The sequence below is a fragment of the Paenibacillus radicis (ex Gao et al. 2016) genome (assembly GCF_014641555.1).
Lineage (GTDB): Bacteria > Bacillota > Bacilli > Paenibacillales > Paenibacillaceae > Pristimantibacillus > Pristimantibacillus radicis.
This window is the reverse complement of record NZ_BMHY01000016.1, coordinates 33,361-53,696: the sequence shown is the minus strand read 5'-3', so window position 1 is coordinate 53,696 and position 20,336 is coordinate 33,361. Positions and strand designations below refer to the sequence as shown.

General features: G+C 37.8%; 11 protein-coding genes and 1 pseudogene. 5 read left to right on the top strand and 7 right to left on the bottom strand.

Annotated elements, in window-relative coordinates; translation table 11 throughout:
* Positions 1–192 precede the first annotated feature (192 nt).
* Entirely contained in the window at positions 193–1,527 is a 1,335-nt protein-coding gene (locus IEX98_RS25355) for an IS3 family transposase (protein ID WP_188892489.1), read from the top strand.
* An 81-nt stretch (positions 1,528–1,608) separates the two neighbouring features.
* Here IEX98_RS25355 and IEX98_RS25350 read toward each other — a convergent pair whose 3' ends face one another.
* Genes IEX98_RS25350 through IEX98_RS25340 form a run of 3 tightly spaced genes read right to left on the bottom strand, consistent with a single transcriptional unit; the run spans position 1,609 to position 8,618 of the window.
* Entirely contained in the window at positions 1,609–1,860 is a 252-nt protein-coding gene (locus IEX98_RS25350) for a hypothetical protein (RefSeq protein ID WP_188892488.1), read from the bottom strand.
* Positions 1,861–1,873: 13 nt separating this feature from the next.
* Entirely contained in the window at positions 1,874–7,396 is a 5,523-nt protein-coding gene (locus IEX98_RS25345) for an RHS repeat domain-containing protein (RefSeq protein WP_188892487.1), read from the bottom strand.
* Positions 7,397–7,424: 28 nt separating this feature from the next.
* Positions 7,425–8,618, bottom strand: a complete 1,194-nt coding sequence (locus IEX98_RS25340) for a carbohydrate binding domain-containing protein (protein WP_188892486.1) — start codon at positions 8,616–8,618, stop codon at positions 7,425–7,427.
* Positions 8,619–9,084: 466 nt separating this feature from the next.
* Between IEX98_RS25340 and IEX98_RS25335 the strand changes: the two genes are divergently transcribed.
* The 4 genes and pseudogenes from IEX98_RS25335 to IEX98_RS29640 all read left to right on the top strand — a co-directional run.
* Positions 9,085–10,782 (top strand): RHS repeat protein, encoded by a 1,698-nt coding sequence (locus tag IEX98_RS25335; RefSeq protein WP_188892485.1) that lies wholly within the window; start codon positions 9,085–9,087, stop codon positions 10,780–10,782.
* A 176-nt stretch (positions 10,783–10,958) separates the two neighbouring features.
* Positions 10,959–11,348: a transposase gene (locus IEX98_RS25330; RefSeq protein ID WP_188892484.1), complete on the top strand. Its 390-nt coding sequence runs from the start codon at positions 10,959–10,961 to the stop codon at positions 11,346–11,348.
* Positions 11,349–11,352: 4 nt separating this feature from the next.
* On the top strand, positions 11,353–11,478 hold the full coding sequence (locus IEX98_RS29585; protein ID WP_188892483.1) for an IS3 family transposase: 126 nt from the start codon (positions 11,353–11,355) through the stop codon (positions 11,476–11,478).
* Positions 11,479–11,611: 133 nt separating this feature from the next.
* Positions 11,612–11,737, top strand: a pseudogene (locus IEX98_RS29640) (IS3 family transposase); the annotation flags it as partial.
* Positions 11,738–12,336: 599 nt separating this feature from the next.
* On the opposite strand, the gene IEX98_RS25315 reads toward IEX98_RS29640, so the two are convergent.
* The 4 genes from IEX98_RS25315 to IEX98_RS25300 form a co-directional block, all read right to left on the bottom strand.
* Positions 12,337–12,852, bottom strand: coding sequence for a hypothetical protein (locus IEX98_RS25315; protein ID WP_188892481.1), 516 nt, complete (start codon positions 12,850–12,852; stop codon positions 12,337–12,339).
* A 15-nt stretch (positions 12,853–12,867) separates the two neighbouring features.
* Entirely contained in the window at positions 12,868–18,444 is a 5,577-nt protein-coding gene (locus IEX98_RS25310; protein ID WP_188892480.1) for an RHS repeat-associated core domain-containing protein, read from the bottom strand.
* A 360-nt stretch (positions 18,445–18,804) separates the two neighbouring features.
* Positions 18,805–19,053 (bottom strand): hypothetical protein, encoded by a 249-nt coding sequence (locus IEX98_RS25305; RefSeq protein ID WP_188892479.1) that lies wholly within the window; start codon positions 19,051–19,053, stop codon positions 18,805–18,807.
* A 113-nt stretch (positions 19,054–19,166) separates the two neighbouring features.
* Positions 19,167–20,312 (bottom strand): RHS repeat domain-containing protein, encoded by a 1,146-nt coding sequence (locus IEX98_RS25300; protein ID WP_188892478.1) that lies wholly within the window; start codon positions 20,310–20,312, stop codon positions 19,167–19,169.
* Between the last annotated feature and the right edge of the window lie 24 nt (positions 20,313–20,336).

The window sequence follows — 20,336 nt, the reverse complement described above, 5'->3', positions numbered from 1 at the left end:
TGCGCTATTAACGTGAGTTATCACTTCTAACAGAAATTCTCCATGTAGTAGTGAATTGACCAACTATAAAAAAACCACATGGAGTCGTTGAACTGAACTGTAACCCGTAAGATGGACACTTTGAAAAAAGTGACCTCTTTCGGGTTTTTGTGTTTTAATCATACTAACGACATTATTCGGGGAATGAACATCATGAGGAAAATCGGAACAGGATTTAGTGAAGCGGAGATTAGGTTGTTGGAATCGAATCCGAACGTAAGCCGCGTATCAGGCAGGAACATTTCGTATGCTCCAAGCTTTAAACTCGCAGCAGTGCAAGCTAATCAAGCGGGAGAGCCGCCAATGGAGATTTTCTTGAAAGCAGGCTTTAATATGGAACTCATCGGGCAGAGAACACCTACAGAGAGCCTCTATCGCTGGAGAGAAACCTACGCTAAGTACGGTGAGGATGGCTTGCTAGAAGAGCGCAGAGGCATCGGAAGCACAGGCAGACGATCGAAGAGTGAACTGTCAGCAGAAGAGAAACTGAAACAAGCTGAAACTCGGATTAAACTCCTCGAAGCGGAGAATGAACTTTTAAAAAAGCTAGAAGCGCTCGAAAGGCGAAGCAGTAAGGAGTTGGAGCCTTCCGAGCGCTTCCAGCTCATTAACCAGACGATTCGCAAGCATGACTTACGACGTTTAACACGCTACTTATGTGAGATTGCTGAAGTAAGTACGAGCGGCTATTATCGTTGGTGCAGCGTTGAAGAAATACGTCAACTGCATGAGATAGCCGATCAAAACGACTTCGAGCTAATTAAGGAGCATTTTGTAGCTTTGAACGGTAAAGTAGGCGCATTGGTCATTAAAATGCGGCTAGAGAACCTGCATGGTATTGTCATGAATCATAAAAAGATTCGTCGTATCATGGGTAAGTTCGGGTTAGTAGCTACGATCCGTCAAGCCAATCCCTATCGCAAAATGGCGAAAGCTACGCAAGAACATCGTACATGTCCTAATCTTTTGGAGCGCAAATTCGATCAAGGAGAACCAGAGAAAGTCCTCCTTACCGACATCACATATATGCGCTATGGCAGTGGTCAGTGGGCGTATCTTTCTTGTGTGAAGGATGGTGCTACGAAGCAGATTTTGGCCCACTATCTCTCTTCTTCTTTGGAGTTATCATTGGTTGAACGGACAATGACTCGCTTGCTCAAACGACTGGACGGCAATATTCATCCTGATGCCATCTTCCATTCCGACCAGGGTATGCACTATACACACCCTAAAAACCGGCTCCTCATTGCTGAAATCGGGTTTAAACAGTCAATGTCTCGTAAAGGAAACTGCTGGGATAATGCATCAATGGAAACGTTCTTTGGTCATATGAAGGACGAACTTAACTACAGGGACTGCACATCTCTTCATGAATTACGTCTAAAAGTCAATGAGTACGTCAACTACTACAATTCAGAACGCTATCAGTGGACATTAAAAAAGATGACTCCTGACGAATACAGAAGTCATCATCTCCTAGCTGCTTAAGACTATGTTAACCGTTTTTTATACAGTGTCCATAAATGGGGTTACAGTTCATTCCTCGCATGGTAATTTATAAAATGTAGTTTACTTTTTCTTATCAGTAAAATAAAAAAATGAAACAAGAGCTGCTATACCGATCAAACTAAAAAATACCTTATCCTCTTGACTCAAATTAAATTCACTAGAAGAGCCAAAATAAATAACAAAAATAACGATATTTATGGAGGCAATCGAAAAAAAAATTTGATTTCTGTTGAATTTTGAAAAGATGACCATCCGAAACAATGCTCCTGCGTTGGCTATTATTATTATAAGTATTAGAATTTCAGTAGTCAAAAAACTCCCCCTTTTAGTAATCGCCGCGCTTGTCGTAAGCTCCTGTTGCAACCATAAAATTTAAAAGCGCATTATTGATGTCTTCTAATTCTGACTTTGTTAGATTATGAGTTAAGTTCCCATTATTATAACTGTATTTTAAATCACCAGATGCTACCATTTCCCTAATTAAATTAGAAGCAAAATAATACCTTAAAGTTATTTGCTCTCGTCGATTTGATACCATTAGACCAGGGGATACAAGATCCTCAACTAGCCATGAAATATCACCATCTGCTATATATTTTCCAACCTCGATAGTTTGGAAAATAAAAGATCCATAACCTGCTGCTTTGCCCAGAGCGTTCTTTATCTTTGAGGAACTTATCCCTCCAAGTAAATCCACTACGTCTAAACCAGTTGATACTTTCAAAAGTTCTTTTGCTCTTTTCATGTCTTTTTTGCTGATATCTGTAAAATACTTATCTCTAAATGTATCATTCAATGCCTTTGCCCCAAAATCAATCATTGAATAGAAAGGCATATAACCGAGTGCAAACTGTGCGGTATCTAGAAACCGAACTGAAGCCGCATAGCTGTACTCCTTCTTTTCCTTGTCATACCAAATCACAGGTTTGTTACCGCTAGGATCACTATAAATCAACGGATTATTATGCACATAGGTATAAAGATTCAAACTCAGCGGATTATTAATCTCCCCTTCATACGTATCCTCATTAATAAACCTTCCTATACTTGGATCATAGTGCCGAGCACGAAGATAATACAACTTACTTTCTTCATCATAGACCTCGCCTGTGTACTTAAAGGGATTAGACATATTCTCTGTCTGAGAGAGTATATTGCCCCAGATATCATAATTATACGTATTAATAGCATTTCCGCTGCCATCCGTTATTTTTATTACATCACCATGGCCATTATAAGAGTAATAACCTTTCTTATTAGCAACATAGTCATGCCGATAGAGCAATTCATTTCCCCAGACATTCCTTGCTTTTGTATTTCCATTAGCATCTAGTTCCTCTATTATATGCCCATTTAAATATACATACCGGCTTAACTTTCCATTTACCGTTTTTGTTGCTCGCAATCCATCACCGTAATACGTATACGAAGCTTGCTTATTTCCCGAAGCATAGGTTTTGAGCATATTAAGCGGATTATACGTGTAAGCCGATTCTTCCATATCTAATCCAGGTAAATCCCCTGAAGCAGTAAGACGATTCCCGCGTTCATCGTACGTATAGGTACGTTCACCTTCAGGTGTGCTCTCATCTTTGATACGGTTTAGTCCATCATAATGAAAAGTCAGATTCGATCCATTTCGATTAATGTTCGATATATTACTGAATCCATCGTGACTAAAGATTTCACTCCAATTCGAAGTGTTGTTAGTCGTTGAACTTTGGACATACGAAGTGAGCTCGCCAAATGAGTTCATCTTCCGTGTCTGCACAAGACCATTAGGATAAGTTAATTTATTCGTATTCTCATTAAGGGCAATCGTATAGTCATACTGAACGACCCCCATATTCGGAGACGTTACCGAAACAATACGATCCAACACATCATAATTATACGAAACTAACTCGCCATCCGGGTACTTAAGAGATTTCATACGATCGTAATTATCATATTGCATATCATAATTACGATTTGCCACCGTTTGACGATTTAATCGGTTCCACTCATCATAGTTATATCCTTGATTTTCCCCTTCCCCATTAGCTATCCCTGCAAGCAACCTAGTGATTGGATTATAGCTGTACTGCTGCCAATAAACTTCTGTACCGCTCGCATTCAAGACAGACTGGCGGTTTACTTCATCGTAAGGAGTATACGTATATTTATGGGTTTGATTCATTTTATCGGTATACGAATCCAACAATCCCGTATTCGTATACTGATATTTATCTTGCTTACCTTCAGCATTGGTTTTGAGCAATTGCCAGCCTACTTGATTGTATTCGCTTTGTTTTTGCAATTGATCATTCGTATACGTAGCAATCACTTGACCAAAGCGGTTGTACACATAACGGTTGACATTATTCTCATGATCTTTCAGATATATCAGATTGCCGGCACTATCATATTTATATTGTGTTGTTTGTGTCTCTCCATTAGCGCTTACTTGCATTTGCGATAAAGCTCCCAGTGGAGTATATGCATATCTGGTTGTTCTCGTTTTTACTCCGTTGGTCTCCACCTGCTTAGTCGTTCTTCCTGTCTTGTCTTGGTAAGTCCATGTTTCTTTTCCATCAGGAGAAACTACCTTCGTCGTATTTTGCAAATAAGACGATGAGCCATCTACTTTGGATGCACGATTGGCATAATAGTAATTAGTAGAACCCAGTGGATCAGTCGATTTTTTAATCTGACCATTATTCCCGTATTCATACTTGACTTCCTTGGCAATATCCCCATAGGGTTGCGAAGATTTTATCAATGTCCCCGAAGAATTAATAGTATTTTTCAAGACGGTTCTAGTTTGAGAACCAATAGACTGGGTCTGTAATTCTATAGCACCGTAAGGTGTATAGGTTGTAGATACTTTTTTCCCATCTGGCAGCTCTTCCACAATTAATCGCTGCGCGTCATTATAGCTGTAGCCTTTTGTACGAGCAGCCCCAGGATTAGATGGAGATGGTGTGTAGGTTTCTGAAATCATACGATTATTCAGATCATATTGATACGTAGCCATACTTCCATCCGGAAATGTCTGTTTAATCAACCGATCCCGATTATCGTAATTATAAGATACGATAAGTGGCACAGCAGCTTGCCCCTTGCTTAGTGTTACATACGTTTTCTCTTCAATGACATGCAGATTATCTGTATCATACCGCAAGTCAACTATCGATTCCAAAGGCTGACTTCCGTATTGGCTTCCCGAGCTTACTGTACGAATTCGTGTAGGCTGCTTATTTGCATTGTACAAAGAATACTCCGTCACTACTTGATCCTCTTGCACCAGTGCCGGGTTGTTAGGATCGCGATAATACCCTTTTTGCACTGAGCTTGACAGGGTACCGTCTGCCTGATAAGCATAAGTAGTTTCACTCTTTGTTAATCCGTCTGAGGCGGTTTGTTTCTGTACACTGACTTGATGAAAAGGCCCTCCATAAGTAGTCTCTACTTTATTGCCGTACGGGTCCTCTTGATAAATGACAGCGCCATATGCGTCATATTCTGTCCGGTAAAGTGTTGCGTATTGAGCTAATTGACCGGGCAAATTGCGATCATTGCCATACCATAAAAAGTTATTCATACCTGCAGGTTTATCTGATAAGTCAAATTGTTTGGATAAGTAAGGTTTATTTTTATTAGTATCATACTGAAAAGTTTGTATTTCCAGACCTGATCCCCTATAATCCACTCCATCATCTACATTCTGTATTCCATTACTTAAAATTCCTGGCTCCTTATACTCATAGTTAGTTACAAATAGTCCTCCACTGATAGGGCTATATTCACTAGAGAGGACTTCGCTATAATCTCCAAAATGATACTTAATGCCTGTCCGTACTGTTTTTGGCCGAAAACCATTACTGTTTTTCAATCGGAAATTCTCTACTCCACCGGTTTTTGGTGCTGTTGATATTTCTAGTGCCCCATTTGTATTAACGGTTACATCTTGAATCAGCAGCTTTTGCTCGCCTGTGTTCGTTTTATATTTATAATAGACATTCGAAACCTGATGATATCCTACATAAGATAGCATCCAAGGATCCATATATAGCCTTGTTGTCCCTCTTCTTAGCTCACTATCAGAATCATTATTCTCGTGGAACCAAGCCCAGTAATAGTTTTGATATTTAAACTGAGTAGTTAATCCCGTTGTATCCGTTACCTCGTTTAGTAATAAATAAGGAATTGAACCATGAGTCGCCTTATTACGATCGACAACGGATCTGGCCTCTGCTCCATTATAATAATCCAGAATCGGCACTCCATTAGAAGTCGTATAATAATAGTCATCCTCAAAGTTGTAATCTGCAAGCCTTGTAATATCAGGCGTATAGTACGAATAATCCTTTAATGTCTTATTATTATCAACCACATCAATAACTGCATTCAATTGAAGATACGGTGAGGATTGATCCACATAATTGTACGCATTAAAAGTAGACATATCATATGTTCTAACTTGTGATACAGCATCATTCTTATAAGTTAAATCATATTTAATTTCGTGTGTCTTGACACCCAGCCTATCTCTTACAATAAATCCGGAATAACCGGAATACGTAGGTTTTATTAATTCAATTGTTCTGCCAACAGAATCGGTAATAAGTATTTTATCGCTGCTATATGAGTAAGTAATCGTGTCTCCCCACAAATTACTTTTTGAAACCAGCTTACCGGATTGGTCAAATTTAAAGGTGATTTTGTCATCCACTACTAAATCATAAGTGCCATTACCAATATTGTATTTAACATTACTATAAGGATGGTTATAAGGAGTAGTTCCACCATGGAATTCATATGAAGTTCCGTCATCCAAGGTAAAAGTAATATAATCGTAGTAATTACTATAAGAGCGGTAGTAATAATTCACATTGGTATTTGTTTCAGCAGATCCTGTCAACGCCTGAATAGATCCTTGCTGCATTTTTGGAATATTCAAAGACCACCCTACAGCAAGAAAAGTAGGATCTTTATGAATATCATAAATATACGTAATAGGCGTATTTCCCAAACAATCAGGCAATCCACTCTCATACAAAACATTATAAGGATTACATAAAGAACTTGCACTCATATTGCCGTCGTGTGTCGGCAGCATAATCTTGGCATTTAAAGAACTATAGGATCGAGTAATAGAGAAGTCGAGACCATTACGTCCTGGCAAATATAAATCAACTTCGCGTTGATTACTTGTCTTGTATATAGGATCGACGTTTGAACTGGTATCAGCACTGTAGTGAAAAGGATTATTAGACTCATCAAATCGATAAGGGTTACTCGCATTTTTCGCAAATTGTTTTGAGGTTAAAGCTCCATATGTAGCACCTGTAACCGTTTCGTCGTACTCTTTGAGCATAGTGTCAATTACTTCATTTGCTTCAACTTGCACATTCATTTTTTCTAACGTTTCTTCCCGATTATTATCAAGATCATATTGGTTCATTACTACCGGAGTCCAATTTCTTAAACTTTCCCGATCATTCTCAGTTAAAGTAGCAATAATGGATGAGATCTCAGATCCATCCCACTCCAGCATTGAAAGTAATTCATTTGTTTCCAATAGAGGGCTTAATTCAGAATAATAGAAAGCTGCTAATTTCTTCATGGTAATAGAGTAATACTCTCTGATATAAGTAACATCATCATCAGAAAATCTGCCCCATTTATAAACTGAGTCTGTTACCGTAGTTTCATCATCCAATATTTCGGGAAGGTATACGGATTTATTTACAGATTGTGAAATGTTGTTGTTGCTGGAAGCAGCATAGGCAAACAAGCCTTTACTATCTGAAAAAACGGTTAAAGCCATGCTTACAATTAAGATTAAACTTACGATTCTTTTCACTTCGTTGTTCTCTCCCTTATTATTTATGTTAGTTAATGCGAATCAGCTTAAAATCGTCTACTTGGATATCTGCTGAAGATGTTGCTGCTGTTGTTGATGTAACGTGAAGATGAATCCTTGCCCTTGCCGCATCGATTGGGGCTGTTAACGCCCCCTGAATATCTAACCAGCCATTCGTTGTCTGATTCAATTCGAATGGCGTAGCGCTTCCCAAAAACATTCCTGAGGCACTATAATAGTGAACTGCGACTTGGAATCTGGCATTCGATAAAGCAGCAATATTTATTTTCCCGCTGAGATTGTACTTTTTATTAGATAATAGATATACCTCTTGGTAAATATTGAAATAACCCAATGGGCCCATTCCATTAACTGCTAGTCTCTGACTTCTCCCACCTGTAGAGGGATTTTCAACGGATTCATAGGCAGCCAAACCTGCTGATGCATCAAACTTGGCCCAACCGTCTGCCGCACCGTTGGTTCCCGTGTATTCATCAAACCCTCCGTTATTGAATACATTCGCTTCAGTTCCTAGTGAAAGTGAAACACTATCCATATAAATATCAACTGAAGAATTAGCTGCAATCGCAGTTGCATGCAAATGAATTCTTGCTTTTACCCCATTCGCAGGAGTCTTTAATATACCGCTCACACTGAGCCAGCCATTAGTTCGATTGTTATATTCAACCGGAGCGTCCGCACCAACAAATTCCCCCAAAGAATTGTAATAATGAACAGCGACTTGGAATCTGGCATTAGTAAGGGTAGCTATATTAATCATTGCATTAAACGCATAATTACTGTTCTGATTTAACCGAACATCCTGATAAACATTCAAGTACCCTGTGGCACTCATATTATAAGCAGTTAGTTGTTGACTATTAGCCCCTGATACAGCAAGTGTCTGGTTTACATTGAACACTCCCCCAACTCCAGAAGCATCAAATTTGACCCATCCGTCAGCAACCCCTGTCGTCCCTGTATTCTTCTCAAAGCTGCCATTGACAATAATGTTTTTTTTAACTGCAGCTATTTGTTTGGTTACCTTCTTCAGTAAATTCCCATTTGAATCATAAATATAATCCGTTTGATAAGTGAGTGCTCCTACCAGCCTTATAGTCTTTACTAGTCGGTTCTGTGCATCATAGTAATAAGTAGTTTCATCACCATTTGCATAGGCTACTGAATTTGTAAAAACCATGCCGTTTAGTAATAAAATCATTAATAAGACTTTGAGAAAATAATTCTTGATTTTATACGGCTGTTTTATAAAAATTAAAATCCACTCCTTTATAATTCTGTACTCGCATTATTACTGTGTAATACCGAAGTTTATTTTCAAACGGACTATAATCAAGATAGAAACATGACTATTTAATGAAAGCATACGTATTGTTCTAAGTATCTCTTCTTTTATTTCATTTTTCGACCACTAAGTAATACTATATAATACATATGCCATCCATTTCAGTAAGATAAAATGTCGAATTAACATTTATTTTGTCGAATTATGAAATTTAGACAAAAGAAAACTTTATTCACTTAAATTTATAAATCAAATTTAATTATTTCGATCTAGATCTTAATAATCATGAAAATTATTAAAACATTGACAGACAGTAATAATATCAAGTTAACTATTATTAATTATTGTTATTCATCTTTAAATTACTTTATAGGAGGAAAAAATGAAAAATAAGGTTGCGCTAATGTTTTTTATTATACTTATATTGTTCTCAGCCCCAACAATCACAACAGCAGCCTCAGTTAATGGAGAGTCATCTAGCATTAACGGCAGTTTTGAAATTGATTCAAATGGCAATAATCTTCCTGACTTCTGGGAGCTTGTTTGGAGAAATGGCACTAGTTTCAATCCGTATGCTAGTTTGGCTCCATATGAGCCGATGATAAAAAAGCATCACTATAGACTCTATAGCGGCACAGGCGATAAAAATGGATACCACTACGTTCTATCCGATCCGATACCAGTGAAAGCTGGAAATACTTACAATTTAAATGCCTTACTGCGCTACACCATTCCAGAAGGACGAGCTACTATGAGCATTGTAGAGGGAGATAAAACTGGACAGAACGTGGGAGAAATTCATTATGTGTACAAAAATGGAGGGGGGAAGTGGCACTCCAAGAGCGAACAGTTCGTCACCAATCCAACAACTGATTTCATTCGAATTCGATTTGAAGTAGGTGGTGAAATTGGTGGTTATCTTGATATTGATCAGGTTAGCCTGACACCAGAAAACACACCAAATGACCTGCCAGATATTAATGGTAATTTTGAGAATGATTCTAATAATAACAGCCTACCGGATTTTTGGGAGAGTAGTTGGAGATATGGTACTAATCAAGACTCATATGCTACGCTGATCCCCTATACTCCTGTTGGAGGAAATAACTATTACAGATTGTATAATGGCCTAGATGATGTCAATTCCTATCAATATGTAATTTCTGATCTAATACAAGTAAAGCCAGGAACACCTTACCAATTAAATGCTATGTTAAGATACACTTTACCTTATGGACGATCTGCTATGAGTATTATCCAAATTGATAAAGCTGGACAAAACATTGGAGAAACCCATTACGTATATAAAAATGGTGGTTGGAAGTGGCACTCCAAGAATGAGCAATTTGTAACCAAACCAAATGCAGATACGGTTCGGATACGTTTTGAAGTCGGTGGAGAAGTTGGGGCCTATCTTGATGTTGATCAGGTAAGTCTGCTAGAAATTGATTTAAATAAGGATTTTGAAAATGATATTAATTTAAATACCCTTCCTGACTTCTGGGAAGCGGTCTGGCATACCGGCTCTAGTCAATACAATTATGCCACTATAGCACAATTCGTACCGAAACAAGGGAAAAATCACTATCGGCTTTACAATGGTGTTGGTGATATAAATTCATATCAGTTTACTTCATCTAAATCAATACCTGTTATAGGAGGCTCAGCCTATCAGTTTGCAGCCTGGTTAAGATACACCCTGCCAACTGGATATGCAAAATTAAAAATAACTCAGTTCGATTCAAACGGAGCAGTGCTGGATGAAAGCATACAGCAATTTAATAAAGGAAATTGGACATGGAAATATAAAGAGTTATTCTTTGTTACCCGTCCAAATGCGACTGCAGTAAAGGTTCAATTTGGAGTAGGCGGTGAGGAGCAAGCCTATTTAGATATTGATCAAATCGAATTTAAACTCATAAACACGACTGGTAACCTAGATTTTCTAAATAAAAGAGTCCAATATTTCTACGATATCAATGGCAGACTATCCAAGGTATTATATCCGAACGGAGTTGTCCTTGAATATGAATATGATGCTAATGGAAACCTGATTAAAGTAAAGAAAACAAATAATTGAACAGCAGAGGTCAGTTACAGCTGAATCAGAGCCTACAAAATATACACTAAAAGAAAAGTGATGTGCACCCATTAAATTAGAAAATAGCTCCCTTGGTTTATTTGGCTGCCCCCTTAGAATAGACATTGGAATAAACCCCTGGTTTTATCCGATGAAATTCTAGGGGGTGCTTTTTTATGGCAAAGAAGGGACAAACGTATAAACATTATCCAGGGAGCTTAAAGCGTGAAGCCATTCGACTACGGGTTGAGGAGAATTGGACGTATCGTGCGATTAAGAAACAATTAGGCATCTATGAAGCGAATCGAGTGAAAACATGGATGGCTACCTATCGCAAGAAAGGTGATCGCGTGTTTGAAGATCGCAGAGGAGCGCCTTCTTCGCCAAGAGACGGAACAAAGTCGCTATGTGAAGCGATTAGAAATAGAGAATGTGGGGCTAAAAAAGTGGTTGGCGATCTTGAATCAGGAGGTGTCTGGGGAAAGCGGCTCGTTGTAGAATCGTTTGTTGGAACCTATACCATCAAAGGAATGTGTACGTTCTTAGCTGTTTCCCGTAGCGGATGATATCGTGCTCGCAAGTGCATGGCGATTATCGTCGTATCCAAGCTCAGAGGGATGGCTTGTGAATCATAAGAAGGTGCTTCGACTCATGCAGGAAATGAATTTGAAATCGATCATTCGGCGTAAAATTTAGGCAAAGCCCCACGGAGAAGGACTTCCTCCGCTTGTCGCAGAGAACCTGTTGAGCCAAAACAGAAGTGGGTCACGGACATCACCCAGTATGCGGTCGGAGAAACCTGGCTTTACCTCTCGGCGATTAAATATGTCAGTATACGTCCCATGCATACCGCAACATGCTGAACCAGGTTAGCGCCAAAATCAGCATGTCCAGACGCGGCAATTGTTACTACAACGCCGCTATGGAGAGCTTCTTCTCTCATTTGAAAGCAGAAGCTCTCTAATCCCTATTCTATCGGTTCATTGGAAGATGCTCAAGAGCGAATCCATGCCTTTATACACAGGTCTTGACCAATTCGATAAAATTCTAAAGGGGGGCATTTAAATTATTTTTTTGTATTGCAACTTTTTTGATATTATTCCACCTATACAAGATAGTATTATAATAGATAAATCAAAACATATATTTATATAGAACATATGGGTTTCATAATTGTTAATACCAGTCATTGTACCAACAATATTATACAGGCTGATTAAGACACCGACTATTATACTATTTATTAACTTGTTCTTGTTGCTACTGAATGTATTTGTACAATATCCTGCACAGAGTATTACAATCGAAATTAAAAACAAATCGAGCACTAATTCGGCTATTGGACTAAGCAAAAGAACTAATTCAAATTTAATAGTAACAAGGAAATATGTAAATGCTAATGGAAAAATAAAACTTCCTATAAAATAAACAATTACACCAATTAAAATTGCTTTAATATCAATTTTATTTTTCATATACGGATACCTTTCTTTTGTAATAATGATAAAAAAGCAACCACATGGAGGAAATATACTCTCATGTGGTTGAGCACACTTAAATCAATGAATCAATGTAATAGCCTGTCGTCTCCCAGTAAAATTCATTCTGTATTAACATGCAAGCAATATCTTTCATTGGTTCACCGTATTTTTTTTGTAGTGAACTTAAAACATCATCGAAAGTATTTCCTTCAAATACAAATGAGGAGTATGAGTAGGAATCAGGTAAATAAATAGGATTCCCCACCATACCTGCAATCAATAAACAATCTGCTCTAACTTCCTCTCTAGTTTCAGGAAATTTCAAAAAAGCAAACCAATCTACCTCGCTTTGCAACTCAATTAGATTCGAACTAATATTCAATAAATCCCCATTAGAACCCATTAGTCCTACGTGTCCATATCTTTCAAAATGCTCTTTGGGGTCATCACAATAAATTGTAGACCAATCTAATGAGTTATCTTCACTTCTTTTTTTACTCCATTCTAATTTCAATTTCCTTTTTAGATTTTCGATTTTCTCAAATGTTGAATTATTATTATTAAAAATTGCGGTAAACTTCACTCCCATTCTACATGCTCCTTTCTAAAAATATTCCATTCCTATACCAATGTCACCAATATTCCATATATACATCCCATCTCTTGTCCAAACCTGCATTTCCATATAATCGTAGAGAGGAACTTTATTTCTTTGAGCTTGCACTAGCCCATAAAAGAGCATATCAAAAGCCTCAAACTCCGAAACATTCTCATATTTTCTTGCATCTAATATAACTGTACCCGCTTGTTTTAATCCACTTGCAAGTTGTCCTGCTCCGGTCGTTAAATTCAATTTGTCACCATTTAACGTTTTCAGTTCCGTTACTACTCCGTCCACTTTGTAATCAGGATTTTTATATGGTTTACCTGTAGCAGGGTCATTCCCTGTTTTTTTCGCTAAATGAGTAACATCTTGTCCCGTCCATGACAATATAGTTGCGACTCTAGTCTCATCTAAGTTCGGTCCTGCGCCTTTTTGATAAGAAACAGTACCTACTTGATCATCATCGACTATTGCATCGTCCCAATCAGTAAAACTCATTCCAAGAGAATCAAACATTTCTTCTACTGATATATCACCATCTAATCGTGCTTCAAGTATATTAGCTATCTCAATGCTACCATATCTTTGTAAAAAGCTTGCCCAAGTAAGGTCTAACCCTTTTTTAGCTTTGTGCCCAGATGGGTCAGAGTATAGTAATGGATTATTCATTACATACGTATACAAATTCAAACTAAGCGGATTATTAATCTCCCCTTCATACGTATCCTCATTAATAAACCTACCTATACTAGGATCATAGTACCGAGCACGAAGATAGTACAATTTGCTTTCTTCATCATAAACTTCCCCTGTGTACTTAAAGGGATTGGACATATTCTCTGTCTGAGATAGAATATTGCCCCAGATATCATAATTATACGTATTAATAGCATTCCCGCTACCATCCGTTATTTTTATAACATCACCATGCCCATTATAAGAATAATAACCTTTCTTATTAGCAACATAGTCATGCCGATAGAGCAATTCATTCCCCCAGACATTCCTTGCTTTCGTATTCCCATTGGCATCTAGTTCCTCTATGATATGCCCATTTAAATATACATACCGGCTTAACTTTCCATTTACCGTTTTTGTTGCTCGCAATCCATCACCGTAATACGTATACGAAGCTTGCTTATCTCCCGAAGAATAAGTTTTGAGCATATTAAGCGGATTATAGGTGTAAGCTGATTCTTCCATATCTAATCCAGGTAAATCCCCTGATGCAGTAAGACGATTCCCCCGCTCATCGTACGAATAGGTACGTTCACCTTCAGGTGTGCTCTCGTCTTTAATACGGTTCAGTCCATCATAATGAAATGTCAGATTCGAACCATTTCGATTAATGTTCGATATATTACTAAAACCATCGTGACTAAAAATTTCACTCCAATTCGAAGTGTTGTTAGTCGTTGAATTTTGACCATAAGAGGTAAGCTCACCAAAGGAGTTCACCTTCCGTGTCTGTACAAGACCATTAGGATAAGTTAATTTACTCGTATTCTCATTAAGTGAAATCGTGTAGTCATACTGAACGACTCCCATATTCGGAGACGTAACCGAAAGAATGCGATCCAATACATCATAATTATATGAAACTAACTCGCCATCCGGGTACTTGAGAGATTTCATACGATCGTAATTATCATATTGTATATCATAATTACGATTTGCCACCGTTTGACGATTTAATCGATTCCACTCGTCATAGTTATATCCTTGATTTTCTCCTTCGCTATTCGATACCCCTGCAAGCAACCTAGTGATTGGATTGTAGCTGTACTGCTGCCAATAAACTTCTGTACCGCTCGCATTCAAAACAGACTGCCGGTTCACTTCATCATAAGGAGTGTACGTATATTTATGGGTTTGATTCATTTTATCGGTGTACGAGTCCAACAATCCCGTGTTCGTATACTGATATTTATCTTGCTTACCTTCAGCATTGGTTTTAAGTAATTGCCAGCCTACTTGATTGTATTCGCTTTGTTTCTGCAATTGATCATTCGTATACGTAGCAATCACTTGACCTAAGCGGTTGTAAACATAACGATTGACATTATTCTCATGATCCTTCAGATATATCAGATTGCCAGTACTATCATATTTATATTGTGTCGTTTGTGTCTCTCCATTAGCACTTACTTGCATTTGCGATAAAGCTCCCAGTGGAGTATATGCATACCTGGTTGTTCTTGTTTTTACTCCGTTGGTCTCCACCTGCTTAAGCGTTCTTCCTGTCTTGTCTTGGAAAGTCCACATTTCTTTTCCATCAGGAGAAACTACCTTCGTCGTATTTTGCAAATAAGACGATGAGCCATCTACTTTGGATGCCATATTAGCATAATAATAATTAGTAGAACCTAGTGGATCGGTCGTTTGTTTAATTTGACCATTACTGCTGTAATCATACTTTATTTGCTTAGCAGGATCCCCATAGGGTTGTGAGAAATATATCAATTTCCCTGTAGAATTCGTAATATTTTTTATGTTTACCCTTGTTTGAGAACCGATAGACTGAGTCTGTGTTTCAACATCACCGTAAGGAGTATAATTTGTATATAATTTTTTCCCGTCTGGCCACTCTTCCACAATTAATCGTTGCGCATCATTATAGCTATAGCTTTTAGTACGAGCAGCTCCAGGATTAGATGGAGATGGTGTATAGGTTTCGGAAATCATACGATTATTCAGATCATACTGATACGTGGCTGTGCTTCCATCCGGAAATGTCTGTTTACTCAATCGATCCCGGTTGTCGTAATTATAAGAGACAATAAGCGGCACAGCAGCTTGCCCCTTACTCAGTGTTACATGCGTTTTCTCTTCAATGACATGCAGATTATCCGCATCATACCGTAAGTCAACTATCGATTCCAAAGGCTGACTTCCGTATTGGCTTCCCGAGCTTACTGTACGAACTCTTGTAGGCTGCTTATTCGCATTATACAAAGAATACTCCGTCACTACTTGATCCTCCTGAACCAGTGCCGGGTTGTTAGAATCACGATAATATCCTTTTTGTACTGAACTTGAAAGGGTACCGTCTGCCTGATAAGTATAAGTAGTTTCACTTTTTGTTAATCCGTCTGAGGCTGTTTGTTTCAGTACACTGACTTGATGAAAAGGCCCTCCATAAGTAGTCTCTACTTTATTTCCATACGGGTCCTCTTGATAAATGACAGCGCCATACGCGTCATATTCTGTTCGGTAAAGCGCAGCATACTGAGCTATCTGACTAGGCAAGTTTCTATCTTGCCCTTGCCATAAGAACTTCCTCATCTCATCAGTTTTATCAGATAAGTCGAACTGTTTGGTTAAATACGGTTTATTTTTGTTAGGGTCATACTGATATGCTTGCATTTCCTGTCGAGAGTTACCGTAATAAACGCCATCTTCAACATATTGTACTCCATTACTTAAGTTACCTGGATATTTATACTCATAGGTAGTGACAAATAACCCTCCGTTAATAGGGCGATATTCACTAGTAATATCCTCTCTATAACCTCCGTAATCGAACGCAATGCTTGAAGGTACAGTTGGTTGTCGGAAATTACTGCTATATTTTAATCGGTAGTTTTCTACTACCCCTCCAGTTTTTGGTGTTGTCCATATTTCTTGTGCTACGCTTGTATAAATAGATACATATTGAGTAAGCAGCTTTTGCTCACCTGTGTTAGCTTTATATTTATAGTAGACATTGGTAACTTGATGATAGCCAACATAAGAAAGGTTCCAAGGGTCCATATACAATCTAATTGTACCTCTTGTTTGCTCGCGCTTAAGACCATTTTGCTCATAGTACCATGCCCAGTTAGAGGTTTGATATTTAAATTGAGTGGTTAGTCCTGTTGTGTCCGTTACCTCATTTAATAATAAGTAGGGGATGGACCCGTGAGTTGCCGCATCACGGTCAACAATAGATTTGGCCTCTGCTCCATTATTAAAATCCAGAATAGGCAATCCATTAGAGGTTGTATAATAATAGTCATCCTCAAAATTGAAATCTGCATTTCTTGTAATATCAGGCGTGTAATACGTATAAGTCTTTAATATTTTATTATTATCAACCACATCAATAATTGCATTCAATTGATGATAAGGAGAGAATCTCCCTTCAGAATCTTCCTTATGCGTATCAATCGTAGACATGTCATATGCTCTGACATATGTAACAGCATCATATTTATAAGTCACATCATATTTAATTTCGTGTGTCTTAGCACCTAGCTTATCTTTTACAATAAACCCAGAATAACCGGAATAGGTAGGTTTTATTAATTCAATCGTTCTGCCGACAGAATCGGTAATAAATATTTTATCGCTGCTGTATGAGTAAGTAATCGTATCTCCCCACAGATTACTTTTTGAAACCAGCTTACCCGATTCGTCAAATCTATAGGTGATTTTATCATCTACTACTAAGTTATAGGTACCGTTATTAAAGTTGTATGTGACATTACTATAAGGATGGTTATATGGAGTACTTCCACCACGGAACTCATAAGAAGTGCCATCATCCAAAGAAAAGGTAATATAATCATAGAAATTATCATATGAACGATAGTAATAATTCACATTACCAGATGTCAGAACAGATCCTGTCAAAGCCTGAATAGTTCCTTTTTGCATATGCGGAATATTCAAAGACCAACCAACAGCAAGAAAAGTCGGGTCTTTATGTATATCATAAATATAAGAGGTAGGCGTATTCCCCATACAATCAGGTAGATAATTCTTATACCAGCTATTCGTTGGGTTACAATAAGGACTTGCACTCATATTGCCGTCCTGTGTCGGTAATAAAATCTTAGCATTCAAAGAATTATAAGATCGAGTAATAGAGAAGTCGAGGCCATTACGTCCTGGCAAATATAAATCAACTTCACGCTGATTACTTGTTTTATACATAGGGTCGACATTTGAACTAGTATTGGCGCTGTAGTGAAAGGAATTGTTGGACTCTTCAAATCGATAAGGGTTACCCGTGCTGTTCGCAAATTGTTTTGAAGTTGAAGCTCCATAAGTTGCGCTCGTCACGGTTTCCTCATATGTCTCAAGCATATTGTCAATTACTTCATTTCCTTCAACGTTAATAATCTGCGGGTCGGCTTGCACATTCATTTTCTCTAACGTTTCTTCTCTATGATTATCAAAATCGTATTGGTTCATTACTACCGGAGTCTGTTTTCTTAAACTTTCTCTTTCTTTCTCAGTTAAAGTAGCAATAATGGATGAGATCTCAGATCCGTCCCACTCCAGCATTGAAAGTAATTCATTTGTTTCCAATAGAGGGCTTAACTCAGAATAATAGAAAGCTGCTAATTTCTTCATGATAATAGAGTAATACTCTCTGATGTAAGCAACCTCATCATCGGAAAATCTGCCCCATTTATAAACCGAGTTTGTTACCGTAGTCTCATCATCCAATACTTCTGGAAGGTATACGGATTCATTTACAGATTGTGAATTGTTGTTGTTGGAAGAAGCATATACTGACACGCTGTTACTATCTGAAAAAACGGATAAAGCCATACTTGCAATTAGCATTAAACTTACTATTCTTTTCACTCAGGTGTTCTCTCCCTTATTATTTATTTCGTTTAAGTTAGTTAACGCGTATCAGTTTAAAATCATCAACTTGGATATCTGCTGAAGAATTTGCTGCTGTTGTCGATGTGACGTGAAGATGAATCCTTACCCTTGCCGCATCAGTTGGGGCTGTTAACGTACCCTGAATATCTAACCAGCCGTTCGTTGTCTGATTCAATTCGAATGGTGTAGCGCTTCCCAAAAACACTCCTGAGGAACTATAATAGTGCACAGCTACTTGGAATCTGGCATTTGATAATGCTGCAATGTTTATTTTCCCGCTGAGATTATACTTTTTATTAGATAAAAGGTAGACCTCTTGGTAGATATTGAAATAACCTATGGTGCCATTCCGTTAACTGCCAGTCTCTGACTTCTCCCACCTGTAGAGGGATTTTCAACGGATGCATAGGCAGCCAAGCCTGCCGATGCATCAAACTTGGCCCAACCGTCTGCCGCACTGTTGGTTCCCGTGTATTCATCAAACCCTCCGTTATTGAATACATTCGCTTCAGTTCCTAGTGAAAGTGAAACACTATCCATATAAATATCAACTGAAGAATTAGCTGCAATCGCGGTTGCATGCATATGAATCCTTGCTTTTACCACGTTCGCAGGAGTCTTTAAGGAGCCAGTTAAACTGAACAAACCACTGATTCGTGGATGTTTCATTAGCCTTAATTACTAATTGTTTAATGTACTCATTGAAAATATGAAATCGTAGGATTCCATAATGTAGCATCATAAGATAGATCTATGATCTTATTTAAAATAAAATAAATTTGATCACCTGCTGTAACGTTTACATTAACATTATGAATAACCCCTACACTGTCATCACCTTTTATGAATGTCCAATCTTGTGCAGGCCAAATTTTTGTGTTGTTCTTCATTATTTTTACTTTCACACCATCACCCAAGAGATTTATTGGGTGCTTGCTAACTTTACCTTTTATATTTATGGAACCTGTACGAGGGGCTACCCATTTAAGAACAGTGTCATTCGTATCAGGATGCAACCATTCTTTAGTAATTAAATTCCAAGCATGCCCGCCACGCCATCTAGTATTCTGAGAGTCCCATACCATGTCTTCATATTTGGTACCATTCCATGATTGATAGAACCAATTATTTACTCCTTGTTGATTTCCAAACTCTGATACATAGGACTCCTTGAACGTGATGATAGGATTCCATATTGTTGCATCGTAAGAAATATCTCCATTCTGATTGAGAATAAAATAAATGCTGTCACCTTCTGCAACATTCAAATTTATATTATGACTCACTCCAATCCCATCATTGCCTTCTATTAGTTGCCAATCAGATTCAGGCCACATTTTCACGTTATTTTTCATAATCTTAACTTTGACTCCGTCACCCAACCGATTTATTGGATGCTTCTTAACATTACCTTTTATATTTATATAACCTTTATGCGGGGCAACCCATTTAAGAACAGTGTTATTTGTGTCCGGATGCATCCATTTGTCAGTAATTACATCCCAGCTATATTTGCCTTGCCACCTTGCTTTTTGAGAATCCCAAACCATATCTTCATACTTCAATCCATTCCACACTTGATAAAACCAATTATTTGCTCCTTGTTCAGACCCAAAAGTATATGGATAACTATTAGACAACCTTTTGGTAACTTTTGAAATCATATTGCCATTCTGGTCATACTGATATTCAATTATTTCTCCTGTTAATAATTCAACTTGTACTAGTCTCCCATTACTATCATAATAATAATCGGCCATAGCATTAACAGAACTGGTAGTTGCACTTGTTATAACCATTGTGATTAAAAAAATAAACACAGCACGAATTAATATTTTATTCATATCCTTTTCCTCTCAAATTCTATT

Bases quoted from the DNA above. Each gene is read 5' to 3' on its own strand.
- IEX98_RS25300 (WP_188892478.1), bottom strand. From the start codon at position 20,312: ATGAATAAAATATTAATTCGTGCTGTGTTTATTTTTTTAATCACAATG.
- IEX98_RS25330 (WP_188892484.1), top strand. From the start codon at position 10,959: ATGGCAAAGAAGGGACAAACGTATAAACATTATCCAGGGAGCTTAAAG.
- IEX98_RS25315 (WP_188892481.1), bottom strand. From the start codon at position 12,852: ATGGGAGTGAAGTTTACCGCAATTTTTAATAATAATAATTCAACATTT.
- IEX98_RS25355 (WP_188892489.1), top strand. From the start codon at position 193: ATGAGGAAAATCGGAACAGGATTTAGTGAAGCGGAGATTAGGTTGTTG.
- IEX98_RS25340 (WP_188892486.1), bottom strand. From the start codon at position 8,618: ATGATTTTATTACTAAACGGCATGGTTTTTACAAATTCAGTAGCCTAT.
- IEX98_RS25305 (WP_188892479.1), bottom strand. From the start codon at position 19,053: ATGCATGCAACCGCGATTGCAGCTAATTCTTCAGTTGATATTTATATG.
- IEX98_RS25335 (WP_188892485.1), top strand. From the start codon at position 9,085: ATGAAAAATAAGGTTGCGCTAATGTTTTTTATTATACTTATATTGTTC.